The following is a 24,411-nucleotide window of genomic DNA, read 5'->3' as shown; positions in this document are numbered from 1 at the left end:
TTCGGTATGGGTACCTGGAGTATCGGTCATTGGCTCATCGTCCTCATTATCGTGCTGCTGCTGTTCGGCGCGAACAAAATCCCGAAGCTGATGGGCGACATGGCCAAGGGCGTGAAGGCGTTCAAGCACGGCCTGAAGGACGAGGAAGAGGCGCCTGCGGCGGCCCAGCCGGTTCCGCCGCCGCCTGCCCCGGCTCGCGTGACCGAGGCCGAGGCGCCGAAGCCCGCCGCGCAGCCCGACACCGCCGCCAAGCCCTGAGCGGCGTCGTCGCGCAGGTGTTGATGCTGCATCGTTTCACGCCCGAGCATCGGGGGTAGCCGGATGTTCGATATCGGTTGGGACGAAATGGCGCTGATCGCCGTGGTCAGCCTGATCGTCATCGGCCCCAAGGATCTGCCCGTGGTCCTGCGCCAGGTTGGGCGCTGGACCCGCAAGGCAAGAGAGATGGCGGCGGATTTCCAGCGCGGCATGGACGATATGGCGCGCGAGAGCGAATTGGCGGAGTTGAAGCAGCAGGTGGCCAAGGTGGCCGAGCCCAATCTGCTGCGCCAGGAGATCGATAAGGCCATCGACCCCACCGGCGAGATGGCCAAGGCCATGGAGGTCCCGACCCTGGACCTGACCGGCGCCACCCAAGCGGTGCCGACTCCCGAGGCCATCGCCGCCGACGCGCCCGCCCCGCGTCCGCCGGAGCCCTGATCCGATCATGAGCGAGACCGACGACAAGACCATGCCCCTGCTGGAGCATCTGATCGAGCTGCGCCAGCGGCTGATCTGGTCCGCCGTGAGCTTCGTGGTGGCCTTCGGGCTTTGCTATTACTTTTCCAACGCCATCTACGAGTTCCTGCTGGAACCCTATTCCACCGCCGCCCTGGCCAAGGGCGGCGCGCGGCGCCTGATCTACACCGCGCCCACCGAGGCCTTCTTCACCTTCATGAAAGTCTCGGCCTTCGCGGCGGCTGCCCTGTGCTTCCCGGTCTGGGCCGGGCAGCTATGGGCCTTCATCGCGCCGGGTTTGTACAAGCACGAGAAGCAGGCCTTCCTGCCCTTCCTGATGGCGACCCCGGTGCTGTTCCTGGCCGGTGCGGCGCTGGTGTATTTCATCGTGCTGCCGGGACTTTACACCTATCTGCTCAGCTTCGAGAACCTGGTGGCGGCGCCGGGGCAGTTGCCCATCCAACTGGAAGCCAAGGTCAACGAGTCCTTGTCGCTGATCATGACCCTGATCTTCGCCTTCGGCCTCGCCTTCCAGATGCCGGTGCTGCTGACCCTGCTGGCCCGCGTCGGGCTGGTGACCGCCAAGGGTCTTGCCGAAAAGCGCCGCTTCGCCATCGTCGGCAATTTCGTCTTCGCCGCCGTCGTGACCCCGCCCGACATCGTCAGCCAGCTGTCGCTGGCCATTCCCATGGTCTTCCTCTACGAGATATCGATCTTTTCCGCCCGTTGGGCCGAGAAGAAGCGGGCCGAAGGCGAGGACGACGACGGGGATGACGCGGTCGAGGAAACCGATTTCAATTCCTAGCCTGTGGAACGCCTCCCATGCATGACCTCAAGTCCATTCGCGACAACCCGGACGGATTCGACGCCGGTCTGAAGCGCCGGGGGCTGGCGCCCCGTGCCGCCGAAATTCTGGAACTGGATGGCCGTCGTCGCGCCGCGCAGACCGCTTTCCAGGAAATGCAGGCGCGCCGCAACGAGGCGTCCAAGCAGATAGGCGCGCTGAAGAAGGGCGGTGGTGACGCCAGCGCCCTGATGGACGAGGTCGCCTCGCTGAAGGAGCGCATCCCGGCGGTGGAGGAGGAGGATCGGGCGCTCGGCGTCCAGATCGAGGATATCCTGACCTCCATCCCCAATCTGCCCGCCGAGGACGTGCCCGATGGCCCCGACGAGGAACACAATGTCGAACTGCGGCGTTGGGGCACGCCCAAGAGCTTCGACTTCACGCCGCTGGACCACGACGCCATCGGCGCCAAGCTGGGTCTGATGGATTTCGACGGCGCCGCCAAGCTGTCCGGCGCCCGCTTCGTGGTGCTGAAGGGGCAACTGGCCCGGCTGCAGCGCGCCATTGGCCAGTTCATGCTCGACCTTCAGACCAATGATCACGGCTATACCGAGATCGACCCGCCGCTGATGGTCAAGGATGGCGCCGCCTTCGGCACCGGCCAGCTCCCGAAGTTCGGCGAGGACCTGTTCAAGACCAATACCGGCCATTGGCTGATCCCCACCGCCGAGGTGCCGCTGACCAATCTCCTGGGCGACGAGATCGTCGACGAGAAGGCGCTGCCCATCCGGATGACGGCGCTGACGCCGTGTTTCCGCTCGGAAGCGGGGGCGGCGGGCAAGGACACGCGGGGCATGATTCGCCAGCACCAGTTCCACAAGGTGGAAATGGTCTCCATCGCCCATCCCGATGCCTCCGACGCCGAGCATGAGCGCATGACCCAATGCGCCGAGACGGTGTTGCAGAAGCTGGGACTGGCCTATCGCGTCATCGTGCTATGCACCGGCGATATGGGCTTTTCGTCGCGCAAGACCTATGACATCGAGGTCTGGCTGCCCGGCCAGCAGCGCTTCCGCGAGATTTCGTCCTGCTCCAACTGTGGCGACTTCCAGGCGCGGCGCATGAAGGCTCGCTTCAAGGCCGAGGGCGAGAAGGGGACCCGCTTCGTCCATACCCTCAACGGCTCAGGCCTTGCCGTCGGCCGCACCCTGATCGCGGTGATGGAGAACTATCAGCGCGCCGATGGCTCCATCGCGGTGCCCGAGGTGTTGCGGCCCTATATGGGCGGGCTGGAGGCGATCGGCTGAGATGAGTTTTCCTCCCGTCGCCGATCCGTCGAAGCTGCGCATCCTGATTTCTAACGACGACGGCATCAACGCCCCCGGCATCAAGGTGCTGGAGCGGATCGCCCGCACCCTGTCCAATGACGTCTGGGTGGTGGCGCCCGAGCATGAGCAAAGCGCCGCCGGTCATTCCCTGACCATCCGCAGGCCGTTGCGGGTGCGCCAGCTGTCGCGGCGGCGTTTCGCGGTGGACGGAACCCCCACCGACGCGGTGCTGCTGGGGGTCAATCATGTATTGACGGGGCGCAAGCCCGATCTGGTGCTGTCGGGAGTCAATCGGGGCTCCAATCTGGGCGAGGACGTCACCTATTCCGGCACGGTGGCGGCGGCCATGGAGGCCACCATCCTGGGCATTCCCGCCATCGCCCTGTCCCAGTACATCACCCATCCCCATCCGGTGAAGTGGGGCACCGCCGAGCATTGGGCGCCCGAGGTCATCCGGCGGCTGCTGGCGGCGGGATGGGGGCGTAACCTGCTGATGAACGTCAACTTCCCCGACGTGATCCAGTCTTCCGTCACCGGCATCGAGGTGGTGCGCCAGGGCAAGCGCAAGCTGGGCGACAACATCGTCGAACGGGCCGATCCCCGGGGCGAGCCCTATGTCTGGATCGGGGCGCAGCGGGCCGAGGAGCGCTCGACGCCCGGCACAGATATCGAGGCGGTGCTGCGCGGCGCCGTCACGGTGACGCCGTTGTGCTTCGACCTGACTCACCATGAATCCCTGCGAGCCCTGGCGTCGGTCTTCCCATGAGCCCTGCGACGGCCCGGATACTCCGGCTGTTGATGGAACTGCGTCGGATGGGGGTTTCGGATTCCCGGACGCTGGCGGCGCTGGAGCGGGTGCCGCGCGAACAGTTCGTGGCCGATCCCTTCCTGGACCAGGCCTTCGAGAATACCGCCCTGCCCATCGGCTGCGGCCAGACCATCAGCCAGCCGCTGGTGGTGGCGCTGATGACCCAGGCGCTGGAGGTGGGCGAGCGCATGAAGGTGCTGGAGGTGGGCACCGGCTCGGGCTACCAGTCGGCGGTGCTGGCCCAGCTCTGCCGCCGTCTCTACAGCATCGAACGCCACAAGCCGCTGCTGGCCCAGGCCGAGACCCGTTTCCGCCGCTTGCGGCTGCACAATATCACCGCCCGCCTGGGCGACGGATCGCGCGGCTGGCCGGAACAGGCGCCCTTCGACCGCATCATGGTCACTTGCGCCGCGCCCGACATCCCGCCAACCCTGGTGGATCAGTTGAAGCCCGACGGCATCATGGTGCTGCCCCTGGGCGATGTGGGCGGCATCGACCAGGAACTGGTGCGGATCACCAAGACCCCGGACGGCATCGATATCCACCCCTTCCTGCCGGTACGCTTCGTCCCATTGGTTGAAGGCCTGCCGGAGGAGTGATTGCCCGGCGGGGTGTCCAGCGGCTATAGTGTCGCTTATGAGGCTCGGCCCACATCATCTAGTCCGTTTCCTGACCATGCTGTGCGGCGTGGGGCTTGTGGCCGCCTGCCAGCCAAGTTGGGAGTCCAAGGTGCCGGTGGGCCATGGCGGGCCCATGCAGGTGCAACGCCCGGCCACCGTCACCGTCTATGCCGGGGACACGGTCTATTCCATCGCGCGACGCTATTCCCTGCCGGTGCGCGACCTGATCGAGGCCAACCATCTCCAGCCGCCCTATGCCCTGACGCCGGGAACCATGTTGCGTCTGCCGGGAGGCGGCTCCGACTATGTGGTGCAGCGGGGAGATACCCTGTCGGTGCTGGCGCGGCGCTTCAAGGTGGACTTCAACACATTCGCCGCCACCAACAACAAGCGGCCGCCCTATGTGCTGCAGGTGGGCGAACGGCTGACCATTCCGGGGGCCAAGGGGACGGCGGCGCCCTCGCAAGCCGCCATGGCTCCCCCCGTATCCGGCCGACCGGCCAGTGGCATCACCATCGCCTCGCCAAATGCCGCGCCCGGTTCGTCGCCCCCATTACCGGCTCAGCCGGGGGGCACTGCCGAGGGGCGTCAGACTGTCGCCCCTCCCGCCGCCATGCCGCCACCGCCGCCCAGGGGCGCCAGCAGCTTCCTCTGGCCGGTGAAGGGCGAGGTGCTGGCCGAATTCGGGCCCCTGGCCGGGCGCGGCCAGCACAATGACGGCATCAATATCGCTGCCGCCAAGGGCACGCCGGTGAAGGCGGTCGAGAATGGCACCGTGGCCTATGTGGGCAACGAGTTGAAGGGCTTCGGCAATCTGTTGCTGGTCAAGCATGCCGATGGCTGGATCAGTGCCTATGCCCACAACGAGAAGCACATGGTCAAGCGCGGCGACCATGTCCGTCGTGGACAGGTGATCGCAACGGTGGGGGCGTCGGGCAATGTCACGACACCTCAACTGCATTTCGAGTTGCGTCGGGGAACCGAAGCGGTCAATCCCGCCGAATACCTCCTGGATAGCTCGGCTCAACTCCATACTTCTGATTTAATCGCGGATAATCCGTATTGACGCTGTCGGTCTAACACGACACGCTAATGCTACAAAAAGTCACGTGCTCGGCTATGTATCGGGCTCAGAGAGGGAGGCGGCAGGATGGCGGCTGACGGCGTCGGCGATTCCCGCAATCGTGAACGGCTGAAATTCCTGCGGATCGAGGATGATACCGTCCGAACCCTGCGGGAGACTCGCTCCCTGGTCGACGGCGCCCTTCCCGCCATCGCCGATGCCTTCTACGGCCACTTGCTCAAATGGCCCGACACCGCCAAGTTGTTGGGCGATGGCTCCAAGGTCGGACACCTGAAGAAGACCCAGCAGGATCATTGGCGTGCCTTGTTCTCCGGTCGCTTCGATGACGACTATTTCGACAAGGCCGCTGTGATCGGTGCCACCCACGAGAGGATCGGCCTGGACAACAGCCGCTATCTCGGTGGCTATTGCTTCGTGCTGGAGCGGCTGATCGCCCAGATTCACCAGAAAGTCGACAAGGCCCGCTTCGCCGAGGTCATGGGGGCGGTGATGCGGGCCGCCTTTCTCGATATGGATGTGGCGATCAGCACCTATATCGAGCGGGGCGAGGCGGGAAAGCTGAAGCGGGAAATGCTGGCCCTGTCCGATGCCATTGATGGCGAGGTGGCGGTCACCGTGGGCGATATCGGCGCCCAGGTCCGCCGCCTGATCGAAGGCGCCAACGAGTTGGGCGACGTGGCCGCGTCGCTGAAGACCATGGCGGAATCGGTGACAGGTGCGGTGTCCGTGACTGGTGACAATGTCCAATCGGTGGCGGGGGCGACCGAGGCGTTGGAAGAGACTTCGCGCGATATCTCCGCCAAGGTTCACGGCACCTCTCGCCTGACCGACGCTGCCCAGGGCAAGATGGAAGAGGCCGCCGCCACCGTCGAGGGGTTGAAGGAAGCCACGGGACGAATCCAGGACGTGGTGCGCCTGATCCAGTCCATCGCCGGACAGACCCGCATGCTGGCGCTCAACGCCACCATCGAGGCGGCGCGGGCGGGCGACATGGGCAAGGGATTCGCCGTGGTGGCCGACGAGGTCAAGCGCCTGGCGCGGCTGACCGAGGACGGCATTCAGGGCGTCAACAGCCAGGCCAAGGCCATCGGTCATGCCACCGAGCAAACCGTTTCCATGGTCGAGGAGGTCACCCGCTCGATCCAGGAAATCAATTCCATCGCCCAGGAAGTTAACCGCGCCAGCGAGCAGCAGATCGCCGCCACATCGGAGATCCGGGGCAATGCCGATCAGGCTGCCCACCATACCGCCACCGTGTCGGGCCATGCCCGTTCGGTGCTCGACCAGGCAGATCGCACCGGGATCACGGCCCAGCGGGTCAATGAACTGTCGGCGGTGGTCCAACGTGATGTGAGCGATCTGCAGCGGCGCCTCGGCATCATCCTGCGCTCGTCGGCGGCGGGTGATCGTCGCGCGGTAGTGCGGGTGGCGGTGGGCGTGGCATTCAAGGGCCGTCTGGGCAAGCGCGAGATCGCCGGTCATACCGGCGATCTGTCCACCAAGGGAACCGTGTTGGCCGGGCTGAACGACAAGGCCCAGGTCGGAGACATGGGAGCGGTGGAGTTCGACGGCATCGGGAGCTTGACCTGTGATGCGGTGGCGGCCAGCGTCCTCGGGCTTCATCTGCGCTTCCGCGATGTCTCCGTCGATGCCCAGAAGGCGATCCGCGCCATCCAGGAGCGGGCGCGCGAGGAGGAGAAGGTCTATATTCAGGCGGTGCAATCGGTTTCTGGCGGGGTATCGGCGGCGTTCGAGACGGCGGTGAAGCAGGGGCGGATCACCGAGACTGACCTGTTCGACACCCAATATGACCCCATCACCGGTACCGACCCGCAGCAGTTCCTGGCCAAGCACGCGACACTGACCGATGACGTGGTTCATCAGTTCACCGAGTCGGTACTGGATCGCGATCCCCGCATCGTCATCTGCTGTGTCGCGGACCGCAACGGCTATATCGCCACGCACAACAAGAAGTATTCCCAGCCGCAACGTCCGGATGATCGCCTGTGGAATATGGCCAATTCCCGTAATCGCCGGATTTTCGACGACCGCGCCGGGCTGGTGGCGGCCCGGAATACCAACCCGTATTACGTCCAGACCTATCCCCGCGACATGGGAGGCGGCAATTTCGTGCTGCTGAAGGAATTCGACGCCCCCATCACCGTGCGGGGGCGCCATTGGGGCTGCGTCCGGCTGGCGGTCAAGCCATAAGGTCGAAAAAGCCTCTGATCACAAGGCCTTGCCAAGGCGCCCGGCCAGATCCTGGATGAACTGCCAGGCGACCCGGCCCGAACGCGAGCCGCGCGTGACCGCCCATTCATTGGCCTCGCGGTGCAGTTCGTCGAGGCCGATGGGCAGGCCGAAATGGCTGACATAGCCCTCGACGATGGCGAAGAAGGTGTCCTGGCCCACATGGTGGAAGCCCAGCCACAGGCCGAAGCGGTCCGACAGCGAGACCTTCTCCTCGACTGCCTCGCCGGGATTGATGGCGGTGGAGCGTTCATTGTCGATCATGTCGCGGGCCATCAGGTGGCGGCGATTGGAGGTGGCGTAGAACACCACATTGGTGGGGCGGCCCTCGATCCCGCCTTCCAGAACGGCTTTCAGCGACTTATAGGCATCGTCCTGCTGGTCGAAAGACAGATCGTCGCAGAACAGGACCGCCCGGCGGCCGCCATCTTTCAGTATCTTGAGGCAGCGGGGCAGGGACGGGATATCCTCACGGTGGATTTCCACCAGGGCCAGGGCTCCGGGGCGCTCGGCATTGATGGTGGCGTGCACCGCCTTGACCAGCGAGCTCTTGCCGGTACCGCGCGCGCCCCACAGCAGGGCATTATTGGCAGGAAGCCCATCGGCGAAGCGCCTTGTATTGGCCAGAAGCTGTTCACGCTGACGCTCGATTCCCTGCAGCAACCCAATGTCAACGCGGTTGACGTCCGCTACCGGTTGCAGCCGATCGGGATCGGCGTGCCAGACGAAGGCATCGGCGGCGGCGAGATCGGCCGGGGCGGGGGCCGGAGGCGCCAGCCGTTCCAAGGCATCGGCGATGCGCTTGAGGGCAAGGATGGCTTCGGCTTCGATCATGGCGGGCTCCGGCGGCTTGACGGCGGGGAAGCCGGGTAGCCTATCATCTCGCCAACTTTGGGCAAGGTTTTGCGAAATCGGCCACTTGGCGTTTGCATCGGCGCGTTTGGCCGCTATATTCCGGCAACGTTTTTGGCGGATTAGACTTTAGGAGACAGTGATGTTCGTGTCGCCCGCTTATGCCCAGGCCGCGGCCGCTTCCGGCGGTTCCTTGGGCGCGCTTGAGCAGTTCCTGCCGCTGGTTCTGATCTTCGTGGTGTTCTATTTCCTGCTGATCCGTCCTCAGCAGAAGCGGATGAAGACCCATAAGGAGATGCTGGCCCAACTGCGTCGTGGCGATCGTGTCGTCACGGCGGGTGGCATCATCGGTACCGTCAACAAGCTGGTCAACGACGCCGAGGTGGTGGTCGAGATCGCCGAGGGCGTGCGGGTGCGGGTGATCCGTACCACCATCACCGAAGTGATGTCCAAGACCGAGCCGGTGGCCGCCGACAAGGCCGACAAGGCCGACAAGGCCGAGACCGACAAGCCCGCCGACCAGTGATCGAGCGTTTGACTGCCACCCCTTCAGCACAGGCCGGGACATGAGTCATTTCCCCAAGTGGAAGATCATCGTGGTGGTGTTGACGAGCCTGATGGGTATCGTCTTCGCCGCCCCCAATCTGCTGTCCCGCGAACAGGCGGACCAGTTGCCGTCCTGGCTGCAGCCGGTCAGTCTCGGCCTTGATCTCCAGGGCGGTTCCTACCTGCTGTTGGAAGTGGATACCGGCTATGTGGTGCGCGAGCAGCTCACCACCCTGGTGGAGGCGGTGCGCAGCGGCTTGCGCAAGGAAAAGATCAAGTATTCCGAGCTGGGCAACAAGGGTGATGTGGTCAGCGTCCGGGTCATGGATGCCGAGGACCGGAGCCGCGCCCGCGAATTCCTGCGCAAGCTGGATGGGGATGCCAGCCTGGATGCCCGCGATGACGGGCTGATGGTGCTGAAATATTCGGAAGAAGCGGTCAAGCGCCGCAAGATGTCCGCGGTGGAGCAGTCGCTGGAGATCGTGCGTCGCCGTATCGACGAGTTGGGCACCCGCGAACCGTCCATTCAGCGCCAAGGTGAGGACCGCATCGTGGTCCAACTGCCGGGCGTCAAGGATCCCGACCGCATCAAGGTGCTGCTCGGCAAGACCGCCAAGCTGACCTTCCACCTGCTCGACGACAGCGCCACGCCCGAGGAGGCGGCCAAGGGCCGGGTTCCTCCTGGCTCCATGCTGTTGCCCTCGGCGGAGAAGGAGCGGGGGTTCCCCGAGACTTACGTGGTGCGCAAGCGCATCGAGGTGGGCGGCGACATGCTGGTGGATTCAAAGGCCACCTTCAACGAGGGCCGCCCGGTGGTCAGTTTCCGCTTCAACACCGTGGGCGCCAAGAAATTCGGCGACGCCACCCGCGACAACGCGGGCAAGTCCCTGGCCATTGTGCTGGACGAGAAGGTGATCAGCGCGCCGCGCATCAACGAGCCCATCCTGGGCGGGTCCGGCATCATTTCCGGCAGCTTCACCGTCCAGCAGGCCCAGGACCTTTCCCTGCTGCTGCGCGCCGGTGCGTTGCCCGCGCCGCTGCAGGTGCTGGAGGAGCGCACCGTCGGTCCCGATCTTGGCGCCGACTCCATCAAGGCCGGTGCCGTGGCCTCGCTTCTGGGTCTGATCCTGGTGGTGGTGCTGATGATCTTGATCTACGGCACCTTCGGCTTGCTGGCCGATATCGCCATGGTGCTCAACCTGATCCTGCTGCTGGCCTTCCTGTCCATGCTGGGGGCCACCCTGACCCTGCCCGGCATCGCCGGTATCGTGCTGACCATGGGCATGGCGGTGGACGCCAATGTGCTGATCTATGAGCGCATGCGCGAGGAACAGCGGAACGGCCGCACGGTGATGTCAGCCATGCAGGCCGGATACGACCGTGCCTTCGCCACCATTTTCGACGCCCATGTCACCACCCTGGTGGCGGCGGCGCTGCTGTTCCAGTTCGGCACCGGGCCGGTGCGCGGTTTCGCCGTGACCCTGTCCATCGGTCTGCTGGTGTCGCTGTACACGGCTGTTCTGGTCAACCGCATCCTGGTGTTCAGCTGGGTGTCCTGGCGGCGGCTCAAGTCGCTGCCGCTGGCGTAAGGAGACGCAAGGATGAGACTGATCGAACGGCTCCTGCCGCATGACACCCGCTACGATTTCATCCGCTACCGCCTGATCGCCTTCGGTATCACGGCGCTGCTGATCCTGGGGTCCATCACCTCGATCGTGGTGAAGGGCTTCAACTTCGGCATCGACTTCGCGGGCGGTATCCTGGTGGAAGCCCAATCGACCACCGGCCCCGCCGACCTCCACGGCATGCGCGCCACCCTGGGCGGCCTGGGGCTGGGCGAGGTGTCCTTGCAGGAATTCGGCACCACCGGCCGCGATGTCATGATCCGTGTCCAGCGCCAGGAAGGCGACGAGAAGGTCCAGATGGCGGCCTTGGGCAAGGTCAAGGAAGCCCTGGGCGAGGGATTCAGCTATCGCCGTGTGGAAATCGTCGGCCCCAAGGTCGGCGGTGAACTGGTGCGCGACGGCGTGCTGGCGGTGGCGCTGTCGCTGTTGGCCATCGCCGTCTATGTCTGGTTCCGCTTCGAATGGCAGTTCGGTGTCGGCGCCCTGATCTCTACCTTCCACGACGTCATCACCACCTTCGGCCTGTTTTCCATCACCGGCATGGAATTCAACCTGACCACGGTGGCGGCCATCCTGACCATCGCGGGCTATTCGGTGAACGACACCGTGGTGGAATATGATCGGGTGCGCGAGAATCTGCGCAAGTACAAGACCATGAGCCTGTACGAGCTGCTGAACCTCTCCATCAATGAAACCCTGGCCCGCACCATCCTGACGGTGTCGACGGTGTTCGTCACTGTGCTGGCTCTGTTGATGTTTGGCGGCGACGTGCTGCACGGCTTCTCGGTGGCGATGCTGTGGGGCCTGATCATCGGGACCTATTCCTCCATCTATGTCGCCATGCCCATGCTGGTGTATTTCAACCTGCGCACCGGCAAGGATCGCGCCGAGGATGAAGCCAAGGCCGAGGCAGCGGCGGTGGGCGAAAAGGCGCCCTGATGGATATCACGCCGGTCATTCCCGCCGGTCGCCAACTGATCAAGGGCTATGGCGACCTTGGCTTCACCATCAGCGGTGAGCGGTGGGAAGGATCGGTGCTGGTGTTTCCCGACCGCAGCCTGGCATGGCCGCCGACCAGCATGGCCGAGGTGGATATCGCCGCGCTCGGCCCGGTGATGGAGGCCAAGCCGGACCTGTTGCTGTTGGGATGCGGTCGTCAGATGGCCGTGGTTCCGTCCGAATTGCGCCTCGCCCTGCGTCAGGCCGGAATCAGGCTGGAGGCCATGGATACCGGTGCCGCCTGCCGCACCTTCAACGTCCTGCTGGCCGAGGACCGCAGCGTCGCCGCGGCCCTTATCGCGGTATGATCCAGATCACCTTGGGCTGAAGACCGCCTCGGCTTCGGTTTCCCGAACGATATCGATCAGGCGGAGCAGGATCTCGGGCTCCTGCGCTCCGGCAAGGGCATAGACACCATCGATGATCAGGCAGGGGACGCCATTGACGCCCAGGCGATGGGCGCGGGCATTGTCGGTCATCACCACGGCGGCGTCCTTGTCCGCACTGAGGAAGTCAGCGGTTTCGGCGGCGGCAAGACCGGCCTCGGCGCCGATGGCGGCCAAGACTCCCAAGTCACCGATATCACGCCCCTGGGTGAAATAGGCCCGGTACAGGGCCTCGACCACCGTGCTCTCCAGGCCTGCCGTGGCGGCATGGCGGATCAGGCGGTGGGAGTTCAATGTATTGGGCGTGCGTGTGATCAAGTCGAAACGGAACTCGATCCCCTCGGCGGCTCCGGCCGCCGCCACAGCGGCATGGACCCGCTGAACCCTGGTCGCGCCACCGAATTTGCGGTCCAGGTAAAGTTGACGGTCGATGCCTTCCGGCGGCAGGTCCGGGTTGAGCAGGAACGGCCGCCACCGGATCAAAGCCCGGACATCGGGTCGCATGGCCAGGGCGCGTTCGAACCGGCGCTTGCCCACATAGCACCAGGGGCAGACGGTATCGAAGACGTATTCGATCTTCATTTCGGATCAGTCCAGCTTTGCCCGGGCCCGACCCAGCAACTGCTCGGCGGTATCGGTGGGCTTGGCGTTGGTGCTGCCGACCTGCACCCAGACCTTGACCGGCTGATAGACCTCGCGCACCGCGAAATCCGTATAGGCCAGCACTCCGGCAATGCGGTGCATCACCACATCGGCTTCCACCAGCGGGGTATCGGGCAGGACGACGCAGAACTGGTTGGGGGCGTAGTAGGCGTTCAGGTCCTCGGCGCGCAACAGGCCGCTGATCCATTGCCCCAATTGCTGCACCAGATGTTCGGCGGCATCGTCGCCGAAATGGGACCGCACCCCGTCCACATTGGGAATGGAGAAAAAAACCACGGCCAGATGACGTTGGTGTGCCTGGGCGGTGGAGAGGCGGGCCTGAAGGTAATGGTCCAGGAAGGCGCGGCTGTAGGTTCCGGTCATGGGATCGCGGGACTTTCCGGCCAAGACCTTGGAGAGGGCTCCGCGAATGGCCCAGCGGAGTTGCTGGCGGCGGACCAGGGTCTTCACCACCGCTCGGATCAGGGCGATGTCGGCCATGCGCGGCAGAACCCGGCTGACTCCGTGGCGATAGGCGTCGTCGGCAATGGAAGGGGCCGTCGTCAACATCACCAGCGGCAGGTTGAACAGGCGGGGGTTGTTGCGGACCTGCGAAGCGAAAGCCAGGAAAGGGGCGGGATCGGTGCCGACGCACACCACCGCCGCATCGAAATTCCGCGTCTCCAACTGGCTTTCGGCGTCGTAGAGGTTCTGGCTGCGGACAGCCTCACCCATATCGGCCAGCCAGCTAGAGACCTCGCCCAGATCCTGACCGACCACCAGGATGCGCGGCGGCGCGGCGCCCTGGCTATCGGTCTCCGCGGTTATGTCATCGCCCATGGCCCGGGCAACCGCCACCCGTTGGTCCAGTTCCGAGCGCATGGTGGCCAGTCGGACCAATGGGCGCAGCCGGGCAAACAACTCGGCATCGTTGCAGTCCCAGGCGATGGCATCATCCAGGTCGTTGGCCAGGGCCGCTTCGGCGAGGGCCGCATCCACCGTGTCCGCCACCAGGACCAGGGGCACATCGCGGCCATCTTCGGTGGCCCGGATGGAACGGGTTAGGTCGAGAGCAGAGGCAATGGCTTGCCCAAGGATGATCAAGTCCAGATGCTCGCCCTTCAGCCGGGGCAACGCCTGTTCGGAACTGGTGGCCACTTGGGCGTGGTAGCCATTATGGGACAGCCGTGCCGCGAATGCCTCGGCGACGGCGGCATCGGAATGGACGATGAGGACATTGGCGAGGCGGATCATCGGCGTATGGCCTTCCGGATATGCAGCGTCACGCTACGATAATACGGTTGGCCAAGGATTTCTAAGGAAGATCGCGCCAACGACTCACCGTGACTGTCCGCGGATGATCTCGTCCTTGTTAAGGCTCTCGACGATGGCTTCCAGGCGGTTCATCACGGCCTGGGCATCGGGATAGGACTTGGCCAGCACCAGGAAGACATCCAGTCGCGACAGTGTCTCGTATTGGACGCCAGGAATGGGGCGCGCCGAAAGAACCTCCAAAGCCGGACCGGTGTAATCCAGCAGGTAATCTCCGCGCCCTGCCTCCAGCATTGAAAAGGCGGTTTCATGCTTGATGGCTGTATTGTTGCTGATGTTATTGGCAGGGTCTGAGATGAAGGACAGCAGACCGCCATAACTGTAGCCGCGAATGGTGATGATGCGTTTTCCGATCAGGTCTTCCTTGGTCTTGACCGGCGGCTTTCCCGGCAGATGGTAGACCCGCAAATCGGTGCTCGCCACCGGGCTTCGGCTGAGAAGGCAGCATTCCTTCAATGACGGAGCATTCACCAGCATGGAGAACTCTGCCGTGCCGTCATTCAGATAATTGAACATGCGGGCGGCGGGATAGCGTTTGGCATGCCAGGGAATACCGGCCTTGTCGAACATCGCCGCCGCCAGGCGCAGCAGCGGGTTTTCCGGGTCGCCATTCTCGTCCGTCCGGGTGGTCCAGACCGACTGATCGGGAAAGGCGTATTCCAGCTCACGCACACCCGAATGCTTGGGCGAGGACTGCGCCCAGGCTGGGCCACAAGAAATCAGAGTGACCACCAATGCCACCAGTCCCAAGTAAATTCCAGAAAACTTATTTGGTCGCATGCGGTTCTCTCCCCGGAGAATCAGGATATTTACTATTCGTTGTATTTTTTGCCTGACGCTCACTGTCGCCAAGGGTCGCAGTCCTTGGCCAGTTTCTTTGTTCGTTGCATAGACATTAACCCAAACTTTCCGTCCGCTCAACCATTTGACCCGGTCCTGTGAATATGCTTTAGCTGTGCGTAACACTGTAAACTACACGTAATGAATGCTGTCATGATGCGGAGGCCTACTTTATGACCGGGATGTCCGATGAAACACGACAGCTTGTGCACACCCGATCCATCACCGTTCGGGGCTATCGTCTTGGAAACGGCAACTGGGAGATCGAATCCCGCCTGACAGATATCAAGGCCGAAGATATCCAGGGGCTTTACCGCCTGCATATCCCGGCCGGGGAACCCATTCACGACATGCTGGCCTCGGTGGTGGTGAGTGACGACATGACGGTGCTATCGGCCCGTGCCTCCATCGATGGCGCGCCCTTTCCCATGTGCGCCGACATCGCCCCGGCCTTCGCCGCATTGGCCGGTCTGCATCTGGGCACCGGCTTCATGCGCGAGGTCCGCGCCCGATTCGGTGGGCGCAAGGGCTGCACCCATCTGGCCGAGCTGATGGGAGTCATCGCAGCCACCGCGTTTCAGACCATTTATCCCGCATTGCGCGCCGAACGGGGCGAGCCGCCGGGACGGCCCGCCCTGATCGACACCTGCCACGCCTTCGCCGCCGAGGGCGAGGTTGTGGCGCGGCAATGGCCGCAATGGTCGTCGCGGGATCAAGGTTCCAGCACATAGGCTCCCGGCGCGTTCTCCCGCACCGGATGGCGTTGGCTGCCGGTGCGGGAAGGGGCGCAGACCATGTTCCCCGACCGATCCGCCAGCCATCCGGCCCAATGGACCCACCAGGAATCGGGCTGCGGCTGGGCCTGGCTCAGCCAATCCTCGGGGGTGTCCGGGGTAAGGGGATTGGTCCAATACTTGGCCTTGGGGGTGCCGGGTGGATTGACCACCGATTGGACATGGCCGCTGGAATGCAGCACGAAGTTGAACCGCCCCCCCATCTTGCCGGCCGAGGCATAGACTCCCTTCCATACGCTGATATGGTCGGTCATCCCAGCCACCACATAGCGGTCGCAGGCCACTTGCCTAAGGTCGAGCGGCGTTCCGAGCACCGACAGGCTGCCGGGGGAGACCAAGACATCGTCGGCGAAGACATCCAGCAACTGGGAATGCAGACGCGCCGTCAACCGGGTGGAATCGTTGTTCCAGTATAAAACGTCATGGGCCGGGGGCTGGTTTCCCATCAGATAGTTATTGACCCAGTAGTTCCAGACCAGGTCACGGGGCCGCATCCAGGTGAAAACGCGGGCCATCTCCTCACCACTCAGCAGTCCTCGTTCCGCCGAGCGGCGTTTGGCGGCCGCAATGGTTTCCGGGGTGGCGAACAGGCCAAGGGAGCGCCCCTCGTTACTGTCGAGAATGGAGACGACCATGGTGGCGGACCGGATGCCGCCCTGTTTCCGGGCGGCCAGATGGCCAAGGAAGGCCGCCAGGGGAACGGCGCCGGTGCAGATGGTGAAGGTGTTGATGTCGGCGCTGCCGGATATCTCGCGAATCGCTTCGGCCGCGTCCATCATGGCGGCGACATAGGCGTCCAATCCCATATCCGCATGTTCCGGACCTGGATTTCGCCAACTGAGCATGAAGACCTGAAAGCCCCGAGCCACCAGGAATTCCACCAGACTGCGTCCCGGCGCCAGATCCATCATGTAGAATTTGTTCACCACCGGCGGCACCATCATGAGCGGTATCTCATGGACCTGACCGGTTGTGGGGCTGTACTGGATCAACTCCAGCAACTCGTGCCGGTAGACCACCGCACCCGGCGTGGCGGCAATATTGCCGCCGATGGTGAAGGCGGATTTATCCACTTGCGCCGGGGCGTCCTGATGGCTGGCGGCATCGATGAGCAGGTTGCGCATCCCTGACACCAGACTGCCGCCGCCCGTCTCCAGCAACCGCTTCAGTGCCGCCGGATTGCCCAGCAAGCTGTTGTCCGGGGACAGGGCGTCGGTGAACAGGGATGTGATGTAACGCAATCGCGCCGTTGTCTTGTCGTCGGCCCCGACCCGGTCGATCAGACGGTCCAAGGCGGTGGTCCAAGCCAGGTAGGCGTGCAGGGACAGGCGATGGAAGGGATTGGATCGCCATGCGGCATCGGCAAATCGCCGGTCGCCCTTGGCGGGTGTCAGGGACGAGGAACCGTCAAATCCCTGGCCGAGGGTTGCGAGCAGGCGTCCCCCTTCCTCCATCACCAGATCGGGACGCCATGCCAGCCTTCCCGAAAGATCCGTCAGAGCGGCGGCCACGTCATGGGGACCGATGACGCCAATAAAGGGAGACCCCAGCTTGATCTTGTCATCGGGCCGAGTCGGTTGCGAACCGGAATCGGGCTGCAGCATCGGCGAAGCCAGTACCCGGACCAGTTCCGCCGCCTGTTCCGTGACCAGTCCCGGTGTGGCCGTCCATTGCGACGCCAGTTGACCTGTCAGTGTCAGGAACGACTGGGCCGCCGCCGCCGCATCCCCTGGGGCGGCGCTCATCAACCGGGAAAGGCTCCGGGTTTGCTCCGCCAAGGATGGGGGGCGGGGCGTGTGTGGCTTGCGGCGCGAGGCGGAATGGGAACGGAAGGGCGCAGACCCATGCGCCAGCGCTGGGCCAAAATCATCGAAAACGAGCATGTCGAGAGACTCCGCACCAAAAAAATTTTGGATGTGGCGTCAGGGTAAACTTCAAAAACGCGTATTTCGAATAATTGAAAGCGCGTAATGCGATAGGGCGCGTCTGGCATTCCCGTTCCGTAAGACGGGTGGGTATCCAGTGATTGAATATCTCCCTTGGCGGGTATCGAGACTCCTTCGTATCCGCTTCACCCATGCCGATGGGCGCTGTACTATAGGGTGAGGAGGTAATTCATGGGGAAAACCGAAGGGAGTGATGGCGTGCACGACGGCACCGAGGATGGCCACCAGGCCGGGACTGTGGTGAGTGCGCGCGCGCCCATCGGGCATGGCGTGGCATGGCGACTGCTTGCCTCGATTTTTCTGTTCAGCTCGCTGGTTACCCTGCTGACGACCTTATTCGAGCTTTATATGGATTACCGGGGACAGATTGACGACATCGTCAATCGGTTCGAGGAGATCGAGACCGCCTATCTGCCCAGTTTGGGCGGGAGCCTGTGGAGTCTTGATACCGACCAGCTTCAGTTGCAGATCGAGGGGATCAAGCGCCTTCCCGATATGCAGTATCTGGAAGTCCGCGAAATCGGCCGCTCATTGAAGCGCCGGGTCACCATTTCGACCGGCGATCGTGGTGTCGGACCGGTGCTGAGCCGTGAATTTCCCATCACCTACGCCGAATCCCGTGATCGCAACGACGAGCAGACCATCGGAGCCTTGTATGTGGAGGCCACCCTGAGCGGTGTCTATGCCCGGCTGGTGGACAAGGCGGTGGTGATCCTGATCAGCCAGGGGATCAAGACCTTCCTGGTTTCCATGTTCATTCTTTATATCGTCTATCGCCTGGTGACCCGTCATCTGGTGGCCATCGCCTCGTATCTCAGCCGGTTCAATCTCAGCCAAAGCGACCCGCTGCGCCTGTCGCGCAGTCGGCCATCCAGGGAGGATGAGCTTGACCGCATGGTCGGCGCCTTCAACCAGATGTCATCGGGGTTGCGCGAAGTCTATCAGCAGCTTCACGAGGTCAATGCCGAACTGGAAGAGGATATTGCTGCCCGACGCAAGGCCGAGGAGGAGGTCACTCGCCTGAACTCCGAGCTGGAACAACGGGTGCGTCAGCGCACCGCCGAACTGGAGGCCAGCAACAAGGAACTGGATGCCTTTACCTATTCCGTCTCCCACGATCTGCGGGCGCCCCTGCGCCGCATCGAGGGATTCGGGCAAATTCTCGCCGATGAATACTCAACCAAGCTTGACGAGCGTTTCAGCCATTATCTCCAGCGCATCCGCGCGGGCTCCCGTGACATGTCCGAGATGATCGACAGCTTCCTGAAGCTGTCACGCTCCACTCGCAGCGAGTTGACCGTCGAGGATATCGATCTGTCGGATATGGCCGCCAAGGTTGTTGCGCGCCTGCGCGAGAAAGACCCGCAACGCAGCGTCTCGGTGGAGATCGCTCCCGGCCTGCGGAACCGTGGGGATCGTCGCCTGATGGATGCCGTGCTGGAGAATCTGATCGGCAATGCCTGGAAGTATTCCCGCCACAACAAGGCGGCGGCCATCTCTTTCGGATGCGAGACCTCCGAGGGACGGGTGGTCTATGTGGTGCGCGACAACGGCGCGGGCTTCGACATGAACTATCTCGATCGTCTGTTCATGCCCTTCTGTCGCCTTCACCGGCCGGAAGAATTCGAGGGAACCGGCATTGGCCTGGCCACGGTGCTGCGCATTCTGGCCCGCCATGGCGGCCGGATCTGGGCCGAGGGCGCCATCGGCAAGGGCGCCGTGTTCCGCTTCACCCTTTGGGAGGCAGGAGGCCAGGATGACAAACCCTAGAATCCTGTTGGTGGAGGACAGCCGCGACGATGCGGAACTGGTGCGGCTTGCCGACCAGTCCCTCCATCTGCATTCCGAATTGGTGGTGGCCGAGGATGGCGAAGCCGCGCTGGACTATCTGTTCCGGGCGGAGGCCGACCCTCCGGCCGTGGTCATCCTCGATCTCAGACTGCCGGGGATGGGAGGGCTGGAGGTCCTGAGGACCATGCGATCCCGTCCCCAAACCCGGCGCATTCCGGTGGTTATCCTCACGGGCTCGGAACGCGACGAGGACGTGCTGGCCGGATACGATCTGGGCGCCAACAGTTTTGTGCGCAAACCCCATGAATTTGAAGCCTTTCGGGCACTGATCACCCATCTCGAGCACTATTGGGTGATGACTAATCTGCGCCCGCCTGTCTGAGGAGTTGGATTGATGTCGAAAGCGCCGCAGGTCCTGCTGGTCGAGGATAATCAGGACGACGTCGAACTGGCGATGCATGCTTTCAGCGGCAGTACTGTTGCCCCGGAAATCATTGTCGCCCATGACGGCGAGGAGGCCTTGGACTACCTTTTCGCCAATGGTCGCCATGCCCAAAGGGAGACGCGCGATCTGCCGTCCCTGGTCCTGCTTGACCTGCAGCTGCCGGGGATCGGCGGTCTGGAAGTGCTGCGGCGCCTGCGCGAACGGGCCGAAACCCGCCGGGTGCCGGTGGTGATTCTGACCACGTCCGACGATCAGGCCGATATCATCGGCGGCTATGACCGGGGCGTGAACAGTTATATCCGCAAGCCTGTCGGATTCGACTCCTTTCGGGAAATGGTCCGGCAGCTGGAACATTACTGGCTGATCACCAATGTCGCGCCGCCATTGTGAGGGCCTGGCTATGACGAAGCCCCTGCGGGTTCTGCTGGTGGAGGATTCCGCCGATGATGCCGAACTGCTTGAACTGGAACTGATCCGGGGGGGATTCTCACCCGAGATCCGGCGGGTCGAGACCGCCGACGACATGCGAAACGCCCTGGCGTCGTCCACGGTCTGGGACGTGGTCCTGAGCGACTACCATCTGCCCCGTTTCAGCGCCGAGGCCTCGCTGGCGACCTTGCAGGAAAGCGGACGCGACATTCCCTTCATCATCATGTCGGGTGTGGTGCGGGCCGAGGATGCCGTCATCCTGCTCAAGCGGGGCGCCCATGACTTTCTCGACAAGGCCAGCTTGGCCCGTCTGGTGCCCGCCATCGAGCGTGAGATCCGCGATGCCAACGAACGTGTCCATCGCCGCGATGCGGAGGAACGGGTGCGGGTGCTGTCGCTGGCCATCGAGCAAAGCCCGGTTTCTGTGGTGATCACCGATCGCGAGGGGGTGATCGGCTACGTTAATCCCAAATTCGTCAAGGCCACCGGCTACAGCGCCGATGAATCCATCGGGCGGCCCATCGACTTCATTCACCGCAAGGATGCTGGCGAGGAAACCTACAAGGCCATGTGGGCCACCATCCATGCCGGTCAGGAGTGGCGGGGGGAATTCTGCAACCAGCGCCGAGACGGTCAACTGTTCTGGGAATACGCCACCGTCTCGCCGCTGGAGGACGCCGCCGGTACCATCACCAATTTCGTGGCGGTCAAGGAAGACATCTCGGTTCGGCGCAGCTATGAGGAGCGGCTGCTGCGGCAGGCCAATTACGACGAACTGACCGGTCTGCCCAACAGATTGCTGACCCTGGACCGTCTGGAACAGGCCATCGCGGTAGCCCATCGCCGCCAGACCATGACGGCTTTGATCTATATCGATCTTGACCGTTTCAAGAACGTCAACGACTCCCTGGGGCACGCCTTCGGCGACCAGTTGCTCAAGGATGCGGCGGCGCGGCTGACCGAATGTGTCCGCGAAGGCGACACCCTGTCGCGCATGGGTGGCGACGAGTTCGTCATCATACTGCCCGGTGTCGATGACGGCATCGCGGTGCAGAAGGTGGCCGACCGGGTGGTGGATACCTTCACGCCGCCCTTCACCGTGTCGGGCCAGGACCATTTCGTCTCGGCCAGCATCGGCATCAGCCTGTTTCCTGCCGATGGCACCGATGGACAGGTGTTGCTGCGCAATGCCGAACTGGCCATGTACAAGGCCAAGGAGCAGGGGCGGGGGCGTTACCAGTTCTTCACCCGCGAGATCAACGAGCGGGTGCGGGATCGGCTGGCCTTGGAAAGCCAGTTGCGCGGCGCCGCCGCCAGGGGCGAGCTTCGCCTGGAATACCAGCCGCTGTTCAGCGCCGGTACCGGCTGTGCCGTCGGCATGGAAGCCCTGATCCGCTGGCGCCGCCCCCCCGACACCCTGATTCAACCGGGCCATTTCATCCCCTTGGCCGAGGAAGTGGGCCTGATTACCGAAATCGGTGACTGGGTGGCGGCCACCGCCTGCCAGGAGGCAGCGCATCTATTCGCCCGACGGCGCGGTGCCAAGCTGCGGGTGGCCGTCAATGTCTCACCCCGTCAGTTGAAGGGCGGTGCCTTCGGCGACTGGGTCCGGCGTCAATTGGATGAGAGCGGGCTGGCGCCAGACCAGTTGGAACTGGAAATCACCGAAAGCGTGTTGATGGACGACACCCCCGAAACCGGACAGACATTGCGGATGCTGTGTGATCTTGGGGTGCGGCTGTCCATCGATGATTTCGGCACCGGCTATTCATCCCTGGGCTATCTGCAACGCTATCCCTTCGACACGCTGAAGATCGACCGGTCCTTCGTCCAGGGGGCCGTGCTCGACCCCAATACCGCCCAGTTGGTGGAAACCATCGTCGGCATGGCCCATGGCCTGGGGCTCGAAACCGTGGCCGAAGGGGTGGAAACCGCCGAGCAGTTGGATTTTCTCCGCTCCTGCGATTGCGATCTGGTGCAGGGATTCCTGCTGGGCCGCCCCATGTCGTTGGACGATCTCGCCACCCATCTGGGATGACGTCCCGTCAGCTCCAGCGGGGCTTCAGGCCCGGCAAGCCATGGGCCAGAAGATGGGCGAAGGCATCGGCGTCCACCGGACGGCTGAACAGATAGCCCTGCATGACGGCGCAGCCTTGCTCGGCCAGGAAGTCAGCCTGACCCTGGGTCTCGACCCCCTCGGCGATCACGGCGAATCCCAGATTGCGGGCCAGGGCCACCACCGAGGCGATGATGGCGCCATCCTTGGCATCGTCGGGCAGGTCATCGACGAAGGTGCGGTCGATTTTCAACGCCGAGACCGGGAACAGCTTCAGATAGGCCAGCGAGGAATAGCCGGTCCCGAAATCATCCAGCGACACCTTGATCCCCAGGGCGGTCAACTGGCTGAGGATTTCGATGGCGCGATCCACGTCGCTGGCCATCATGGTCTCGGTGATTTCCAGCTCCAACAGGTGGGTGGGTAAATGGGCCCGAGCCAGGGCAGCCTTGACCTTGTCCTTCAGTCGCCCGTCATGGAACTGGGCCGGTGACAGATTGACGCTGATGGCGGGGATATCCAGGCCCATGGCCCGCCATTGCGCCATCTGGTCGCAGGCTTGTCCCAGCACCCAGTCGTCGATGGCGCCGATCAATCCGGCCCGCTCGGCCACGGGGATGAACAGGGCAGGGGAGACCTGACCGCGTTCGGGGTGGCGCCATCGGATCAGGGCCTCGGCGCCGACGATACAGCCCTTGTGGAAGTCCACCTTGGGCTGGAAGGCTAGGCTGAACTGTCCATCCGCCAGGGCGTGGCGCAGATCGTTCTCCAGATTGACCCGATCGGCCACCTGGCGATCCATGTCGGCATCGAAACAACTGAAGGCATGGCCATTGCGCTTGGCGTGGTACATGGCGGCGTCGGCGCGCGACAGCAGGCTTTCGGCATTCTCGGCATCGTCGGGGAACAAAGCCACGCCGATGCTGGTGGACGAGAACAGCTCCAACTCGTTGATGACGAAGGGCTCGGCGAAGGCATAGAGCACCTTGCTGACGCAGACTTCGGCGGTGGAGTGATCGGCAACGCTGGGCAGCACCACCACGAATTCATCGCCCCCCAGGCGGCCGATGATGTCGCTGGCCCGCACACAGGCCTTCAGGCGGCTGGCGACCTGACGCAGCAGCTCGTCGCCGACCGCATGACCGAAGCTGTCGTTGATATCCTTGAAACGGTTGACATCGAGATACAGCACGGCAAGGCGTTCACCGCCCCGTTCCGCGCGTTCCAGGCAGTCGGCCAGGCTTTCCATCACGGTGCGGCGGTTGACAAGCTTGGTCAGGCTGTCATGACTGGCATGGAAGCGGATGCGCTGTTCGTCGCGGCGGTGGCTGGTGATGTCGCGCACCAGCAAGACATAACGGTCGGCGCCGCTTTCTTCGCCCGCGATGGCGCTCAAAGCCAGGGCGATGGGGAAGGGGTCGCCATCCTTGCGTCGGGCCCAGGATTCCCCCGACCACAGCCCGCTGGTGGTGGCCAGACGCCAGACCTCGTTCATTTCGGCGAAGCCGATCATTTCGATGGCAAAGAGGTCGCAGGGCTGGCCGATGACTTCGGCGCCATTCCAGCCGGTCATGCGCTCGAAAGCAGCATTGACCGCCACCACATGCCGTCTTGCGTCGGTGACCACGATGGCCTCGCCCACGGTTTCAAACACGGCGGCGGCGAGGCGGAGTGATTCCTCGGCCCGTTTGCGCTCGGTGATATCCTGGACCGTTCCCTCGTAGCACAGGAGACGGCCATCGCTGCCGCGCACCGCGCGGGCATTTTCCGCGATCCAGATGATGTCGCGGTTCTTGCCATAGACCCGCGCCTCGAAGTTGCGCACCACCGAATCCCGCTCCAGGATTTCCCGAAAGCGGTCGCGGTCGGCGGGATTGACGTAAAGGTCATGGGCAATGTCGGTCAGGGCCGCCATCAACTCGGCGGGGCCGTCGTAACCGTAGATGCGAGCCAGAGCCGGGTTGGCATCCAGATATCGCCCAGCCGGAGTGGTGCGGTAGATGCCTTCCACCGCATTTTCGAACAAGGAGCGATAGCCGCCGAAATCATCCTCGGCGACGGTGGAGGGCAGGACGCGCGGGGGCATTCAACCTCTAAGAAAATGCTTATCAGCTCTGGACCCTGCCATCCAAGGTCT

General features: G+C 63.6%; 23 protein-coding genes. 17 read left to right on the top strand and 6 right to left on the bottom strand.

Features of this window, described 5'->3' with window-relative positions; all coding sequences use genetic code 11:
- The first annotated feature begins 6 nt into the window (after nt 1-6).
- From A6A04_RS20345 to A6A04_RS20310, 8 genes are all read left to right on the top strand, one after another.
- Nucleotides 7-258: a twin-arginine translocase TatA/TatE family subunit gene (locus tag A6A04_RS20345; RefSeq protein ID WP_068495840.1), complete on the top strand. Its 252-nt coding sequence runs from the start codon at nt 7-9 to the stop codon at nt 256-258.
- A 63-nt stretch (nt 259-321) separates the two neighbouring features.
- Nucleotides 322-699: a Sec-independent protein translocase protein TatB gene (gene tatB / locus A6A04_RS20340; protein ID WP_068495839.1), complete on the top strand. Its 378-nt coding sequence runs from the start codon at nt 322-324 to the stop codon at nt 697-699.
- A gap of 7 nt (nt 700-706) precedes the next feature.
- Nucleotides 707-1,522: a twin-arginine translocase subunit TatC gene (tatC, locus tag A6A04_RS20335; protein ID WP_068495838.1), complete on the top strand. Its 816-nt coding sequence runs from the start codon at nt 707-709 to the stop codon at nt 1,520-1,522.
- Nucleotides 1,523-1,539: 17 nt separating this feature from the next.
- A complete protein-coding gene (gene serS, locus A6A04_RS20330; RefSeq protein ID WP_068495837.1) occupies nt 1,540-2,808 on the top strand; it encodes a serine--tRNA ligase in 1,269 nt (422 codons plus the stop codon).
- Nucleotide 2,809: 1 nt separating this feature from the next.
- Nucleotides 2,810-3,595, top strand: a complete 786-nt coding sequence (gene surE, locus A6A04_RS20325; RefSeq protein ID WP_068495836.1) for a 5'/3'-nucleotidase SurE — start codon at nt 2,810-2,812, stop codon at nt 3,593-3,595.
- The gene (locus A6A04_RS20320; protein WP_068495835.1) at nt 3,592-4,236 is read left to right on the top strand and encodes a protein-L-isoaspartate(D-aspartate) O-methyltransferase; all 645 of its coding nucleotides are present in this window, start codon (nt 3,592-3,594) and stop codon (nt 4,234-4,236) included. The genes surE and A6A04_RS20320 overlap by 4 nt, the downstream gene beginning before the upstream one ends.
- A gap of 37 nt (nt 4,237-4,273) precedes the next feature.
- Nucleotides 4,274-5,323 carry a M23 family metallopeptidase gene (locus A6A04_RS20315; protein ID WP_068495834.1) on the top strand — a complete coding sequence of 350 codons (1,050 nt, stop codon included), beginning with the start codon at nt 4,274-4,276 and terminating at the stop codon, nt 5,321-5,323.
- 84 nt (nt 5,324-5,407) lie between these two features.
- Nucleotides 5,408-7,552: a globin-coupled sensor protein gene (locus A6A04_RS20310; protein WP_068495833.1), complete on the top strand. Its 2,145-nt coding sequence runs from the start codon at nt 5,408-5,410 to the stop codon at nt 7,550-7,552.
- An 18-nt stretch (nt 7,553-7,570) separates the two neighbouring features.
- On the opposite strand, the gene A6A04_RS20305 is transcribed toward A6A04_RS20310, so the two are convergent.
- A complete protein-coding gene (locus A6A04_RS20305) occupies nt 7,571-8,425 on the bottom strand; it encodes an ATP-binding protein (protein WP_068495832.1) in 855 nt (284 codons plus the stop codon).
- Between the two features lie 160 nt (nt 8,426-8,585).
- Between A6A04_RS20305 and yajC the strand changes: the two genes are divergently transcribed.
- The 4 genes from yajC to A6A04_RS20285 are packed head-to-tail and all read left to right on the top strand — an operon-like array spanning nt 8,586 to nt 11,921.
- Complete coding sequence (gene yajC / locus A6A04_RS20300; RefSeq protein ID WP_068495831.1) at nt 8,586-8,969, top strand: preprotein translocase subunit YajC; 384 nt, start codon at nt 8,586-8,588, stop codon at nt 8,967-8,969.
- A 40-nt stretch (nt 8,970-9,009) separates the two neighbouring features.
- Nucleotides 9,010-10,578 (top strand): protein translocase subunit SecD, encoded by a 1,569-nt coding sequence (gene secD / locus A6A04_RS20295; RefSeq protein ID WP_068495830.1) that lies wholly within the window; start codon nt 9,010-9,012, stop codon nt 10,576-10,578.
- A gap of 12 nt (nt 10,579-10,590) precedes the next feature.
- On the top strand, nt 10,591-11,553 hold the full coding sequence (secF, locus tag A6A04_RS20290; protein ID WP_068495829.1) for a protein translocase subunit SecF: 963 nt from the start codon (nt 10,591-10,593) through the stop codon (nt 11,551-11,553).
- On the top strand, nt 11,553-11,921 hold the full coding sequence (locus A6A04_RS20285) for an Mth938-like domain-containing protein (protein WP_068495828.1): 369 nt from the start codon (nt 11,553-11,555) through the stop codon (nt 11,919-11,921). The genes secF and A6A04_RS20285 overlap by 1 nt, the downstream gene beginning before the upstream one ends.
- A 6-nt stretch (nt 11,922-11,927) precedes the next feature.
- Here the strand turns inward: A6A04_RS20285 and A6A04_RS20280 are convergent, their stop codons facing one another.
- From A6A04_RS20280 to A6A04_RS20270, 3 genes are all read right to left on the bottom strand, one after another.
- The gene (locus A6A04_RS20280) at nt 11,928-12,581 is read right to left on the bottom strand and encodes a DsbA family oxidoreductase (protein WP_068495827.1); all 654 of its coding nucleotides are present in this window, start codon (nt 12,579-12,581) and stop codon (nt 11,928-11,930) included.
- A 6-nt stretch (nt 12,582-12,587) separates the two neighbouring features.
- Nucleotides 12,588-13,895 (bottom strand): diguanylate cyclase domain-containing protein, encoded by a 1,308-nt coding sequence (locus tag A6A04_RS20275; protein WP_068495826.1) that lies wholly within the window; start codon nt 13,893-13,895, stop codon nt 12,588-12,590.
- An 84-nt stretch (nt 13,896-13,979) separates the two neighbouring features.
- Nucleotides 13,980-14,753 carry a substrate-binding periplasmic protein gene (locus A6A04_RS20270; protein ID WP_082915091.1) on the bottom strand — a complete coding sequence of 258 codons (774 nt, stop codon included), beginning with the start codon at nt 14,751-14,753 and terminating at the stop codon, nt 13,980-13,982.
- Nucleotides 14,754-14,986: 233 nt separating this feature from the next.
- Between A6A04_RS20270 and A6A04_RS20265 the strand changes: the two genes are divergently transcribed.
- Nucleotides 14,987-15,544 (top strand): DUF2889 domain-containing protein, encoded by a 558-nt coding sequence (locus tag A6A04_RS20265; RefSeq protein ID WP_068495825.1) that lies wholly within the window; start codon nt 14,987-14,989, stop codon nt 15,542-15,544.
- Here A6A04_RS20265 and A6A04_RS20260 read toward each other — a convergent pair.
- Nucleotides 15,526-17,352, bottom strand: coding sequence for an alpha/beta fold hydrolase (locus A6A04_RS20260; protein WP_216636135.1), 1,827 nt, complete (start codon nt 17,350-17,352; stop codon nt 15,526-15,528). The genes A6A04_RS20265 and A6A04_RS20260 overlap by 19 nt on opposite strands.
- Nucleotides 17,353-17,724: 372 nt before the next feature.
- Between A6A04_RS20260 and A6A04_RS20255 the strand changes: the two genes are divergently transcribed.
- From A6A04_RS20255 to A6A04_RS20240, 4 genes are read left to right on the top strand one after another with little or no spacing between them, the layout of a single operon-like run.
- Complete coding sequence (locus A6A04_RS20255; protein WP_082915090.1) at nt 17,725-19,323, top strand: sensor histidine kinase; 1,599 nt, start codon at nt 17,725-17,727, stop codon at nt 19,321-19,323.
- Complete coding sequence (locus tag A6A04_RS20250) at nt 19,310-19,726, top strand: response regulator (RefSeq protein ID WP_068495823.1); 417 nt, start codon at nt 19,310-19,312, stop codon at nt 19,724-19,726. The genes A6A04_RS20255 and A6A04_RS20250 overlap by 14 nt, the downstream gene beginning before the upstream one ends.
- 12 nt (nt 19,727-19,738) lie before the next feature.
- Nucleotides 19,739-20,179: a response regulator gene (locus A6A04_RS20245; protein WP_068495822.1), complete on the top strand. Its 441-nt coding sequence runs from the start codon at nt 19,739-19,741 to the stop codon at nt 20,177-20,179.
- A 10-nt stretch (nt 20,180-20,189) separates the two neighbouring features.
- Complete coding sequence (locus A6A04_RS20240) at nt 20,190-22,256, top strand: putative bifunctional diguanylate cyclase/phosphodiesterase (RefSeq protein ID WP_068495885.1); 2,067 nt, start codon at nt 20,190-20,192, stop codon at nt 22,254-22,256.
- Between the two features lie 7 nt (nt 22,257-22,263).
- Here the strand turns inward: A6A04_RS20240 and A6A04_RS20235 are convergent, their stop codons facing one another.
- A complete protein-coding gene (locus tag A6A04_RS20235) occupies nt 22,264-24,360 on the bottom strand; it encodes a putative bifunctional diguanylate cyclase/phosphodiesterase (protein WP_068495821.1) in 2,097 nt (698 codons plus the stop codon).
- Nucleotides 24,361-24,411 lie beyond the last annotated feature (51 nt).

Source organism: Paramagnetospirillum marisnigri, from assembly GCF_001650715.1.
Classification (GTDB): domain Bacteria; phylum Pseudomonadota; class Alphaproteobacteria; order Rhodospirillales; family Magnetospirillaceae; genus Phaeospirillum; species Phaeospirillum marisnigri.
The sequence above is the reverse complement of the archived record's forward strand: the minus strand, read 5'-3'. Positions and strand labels throughout refer to the sequence as shown.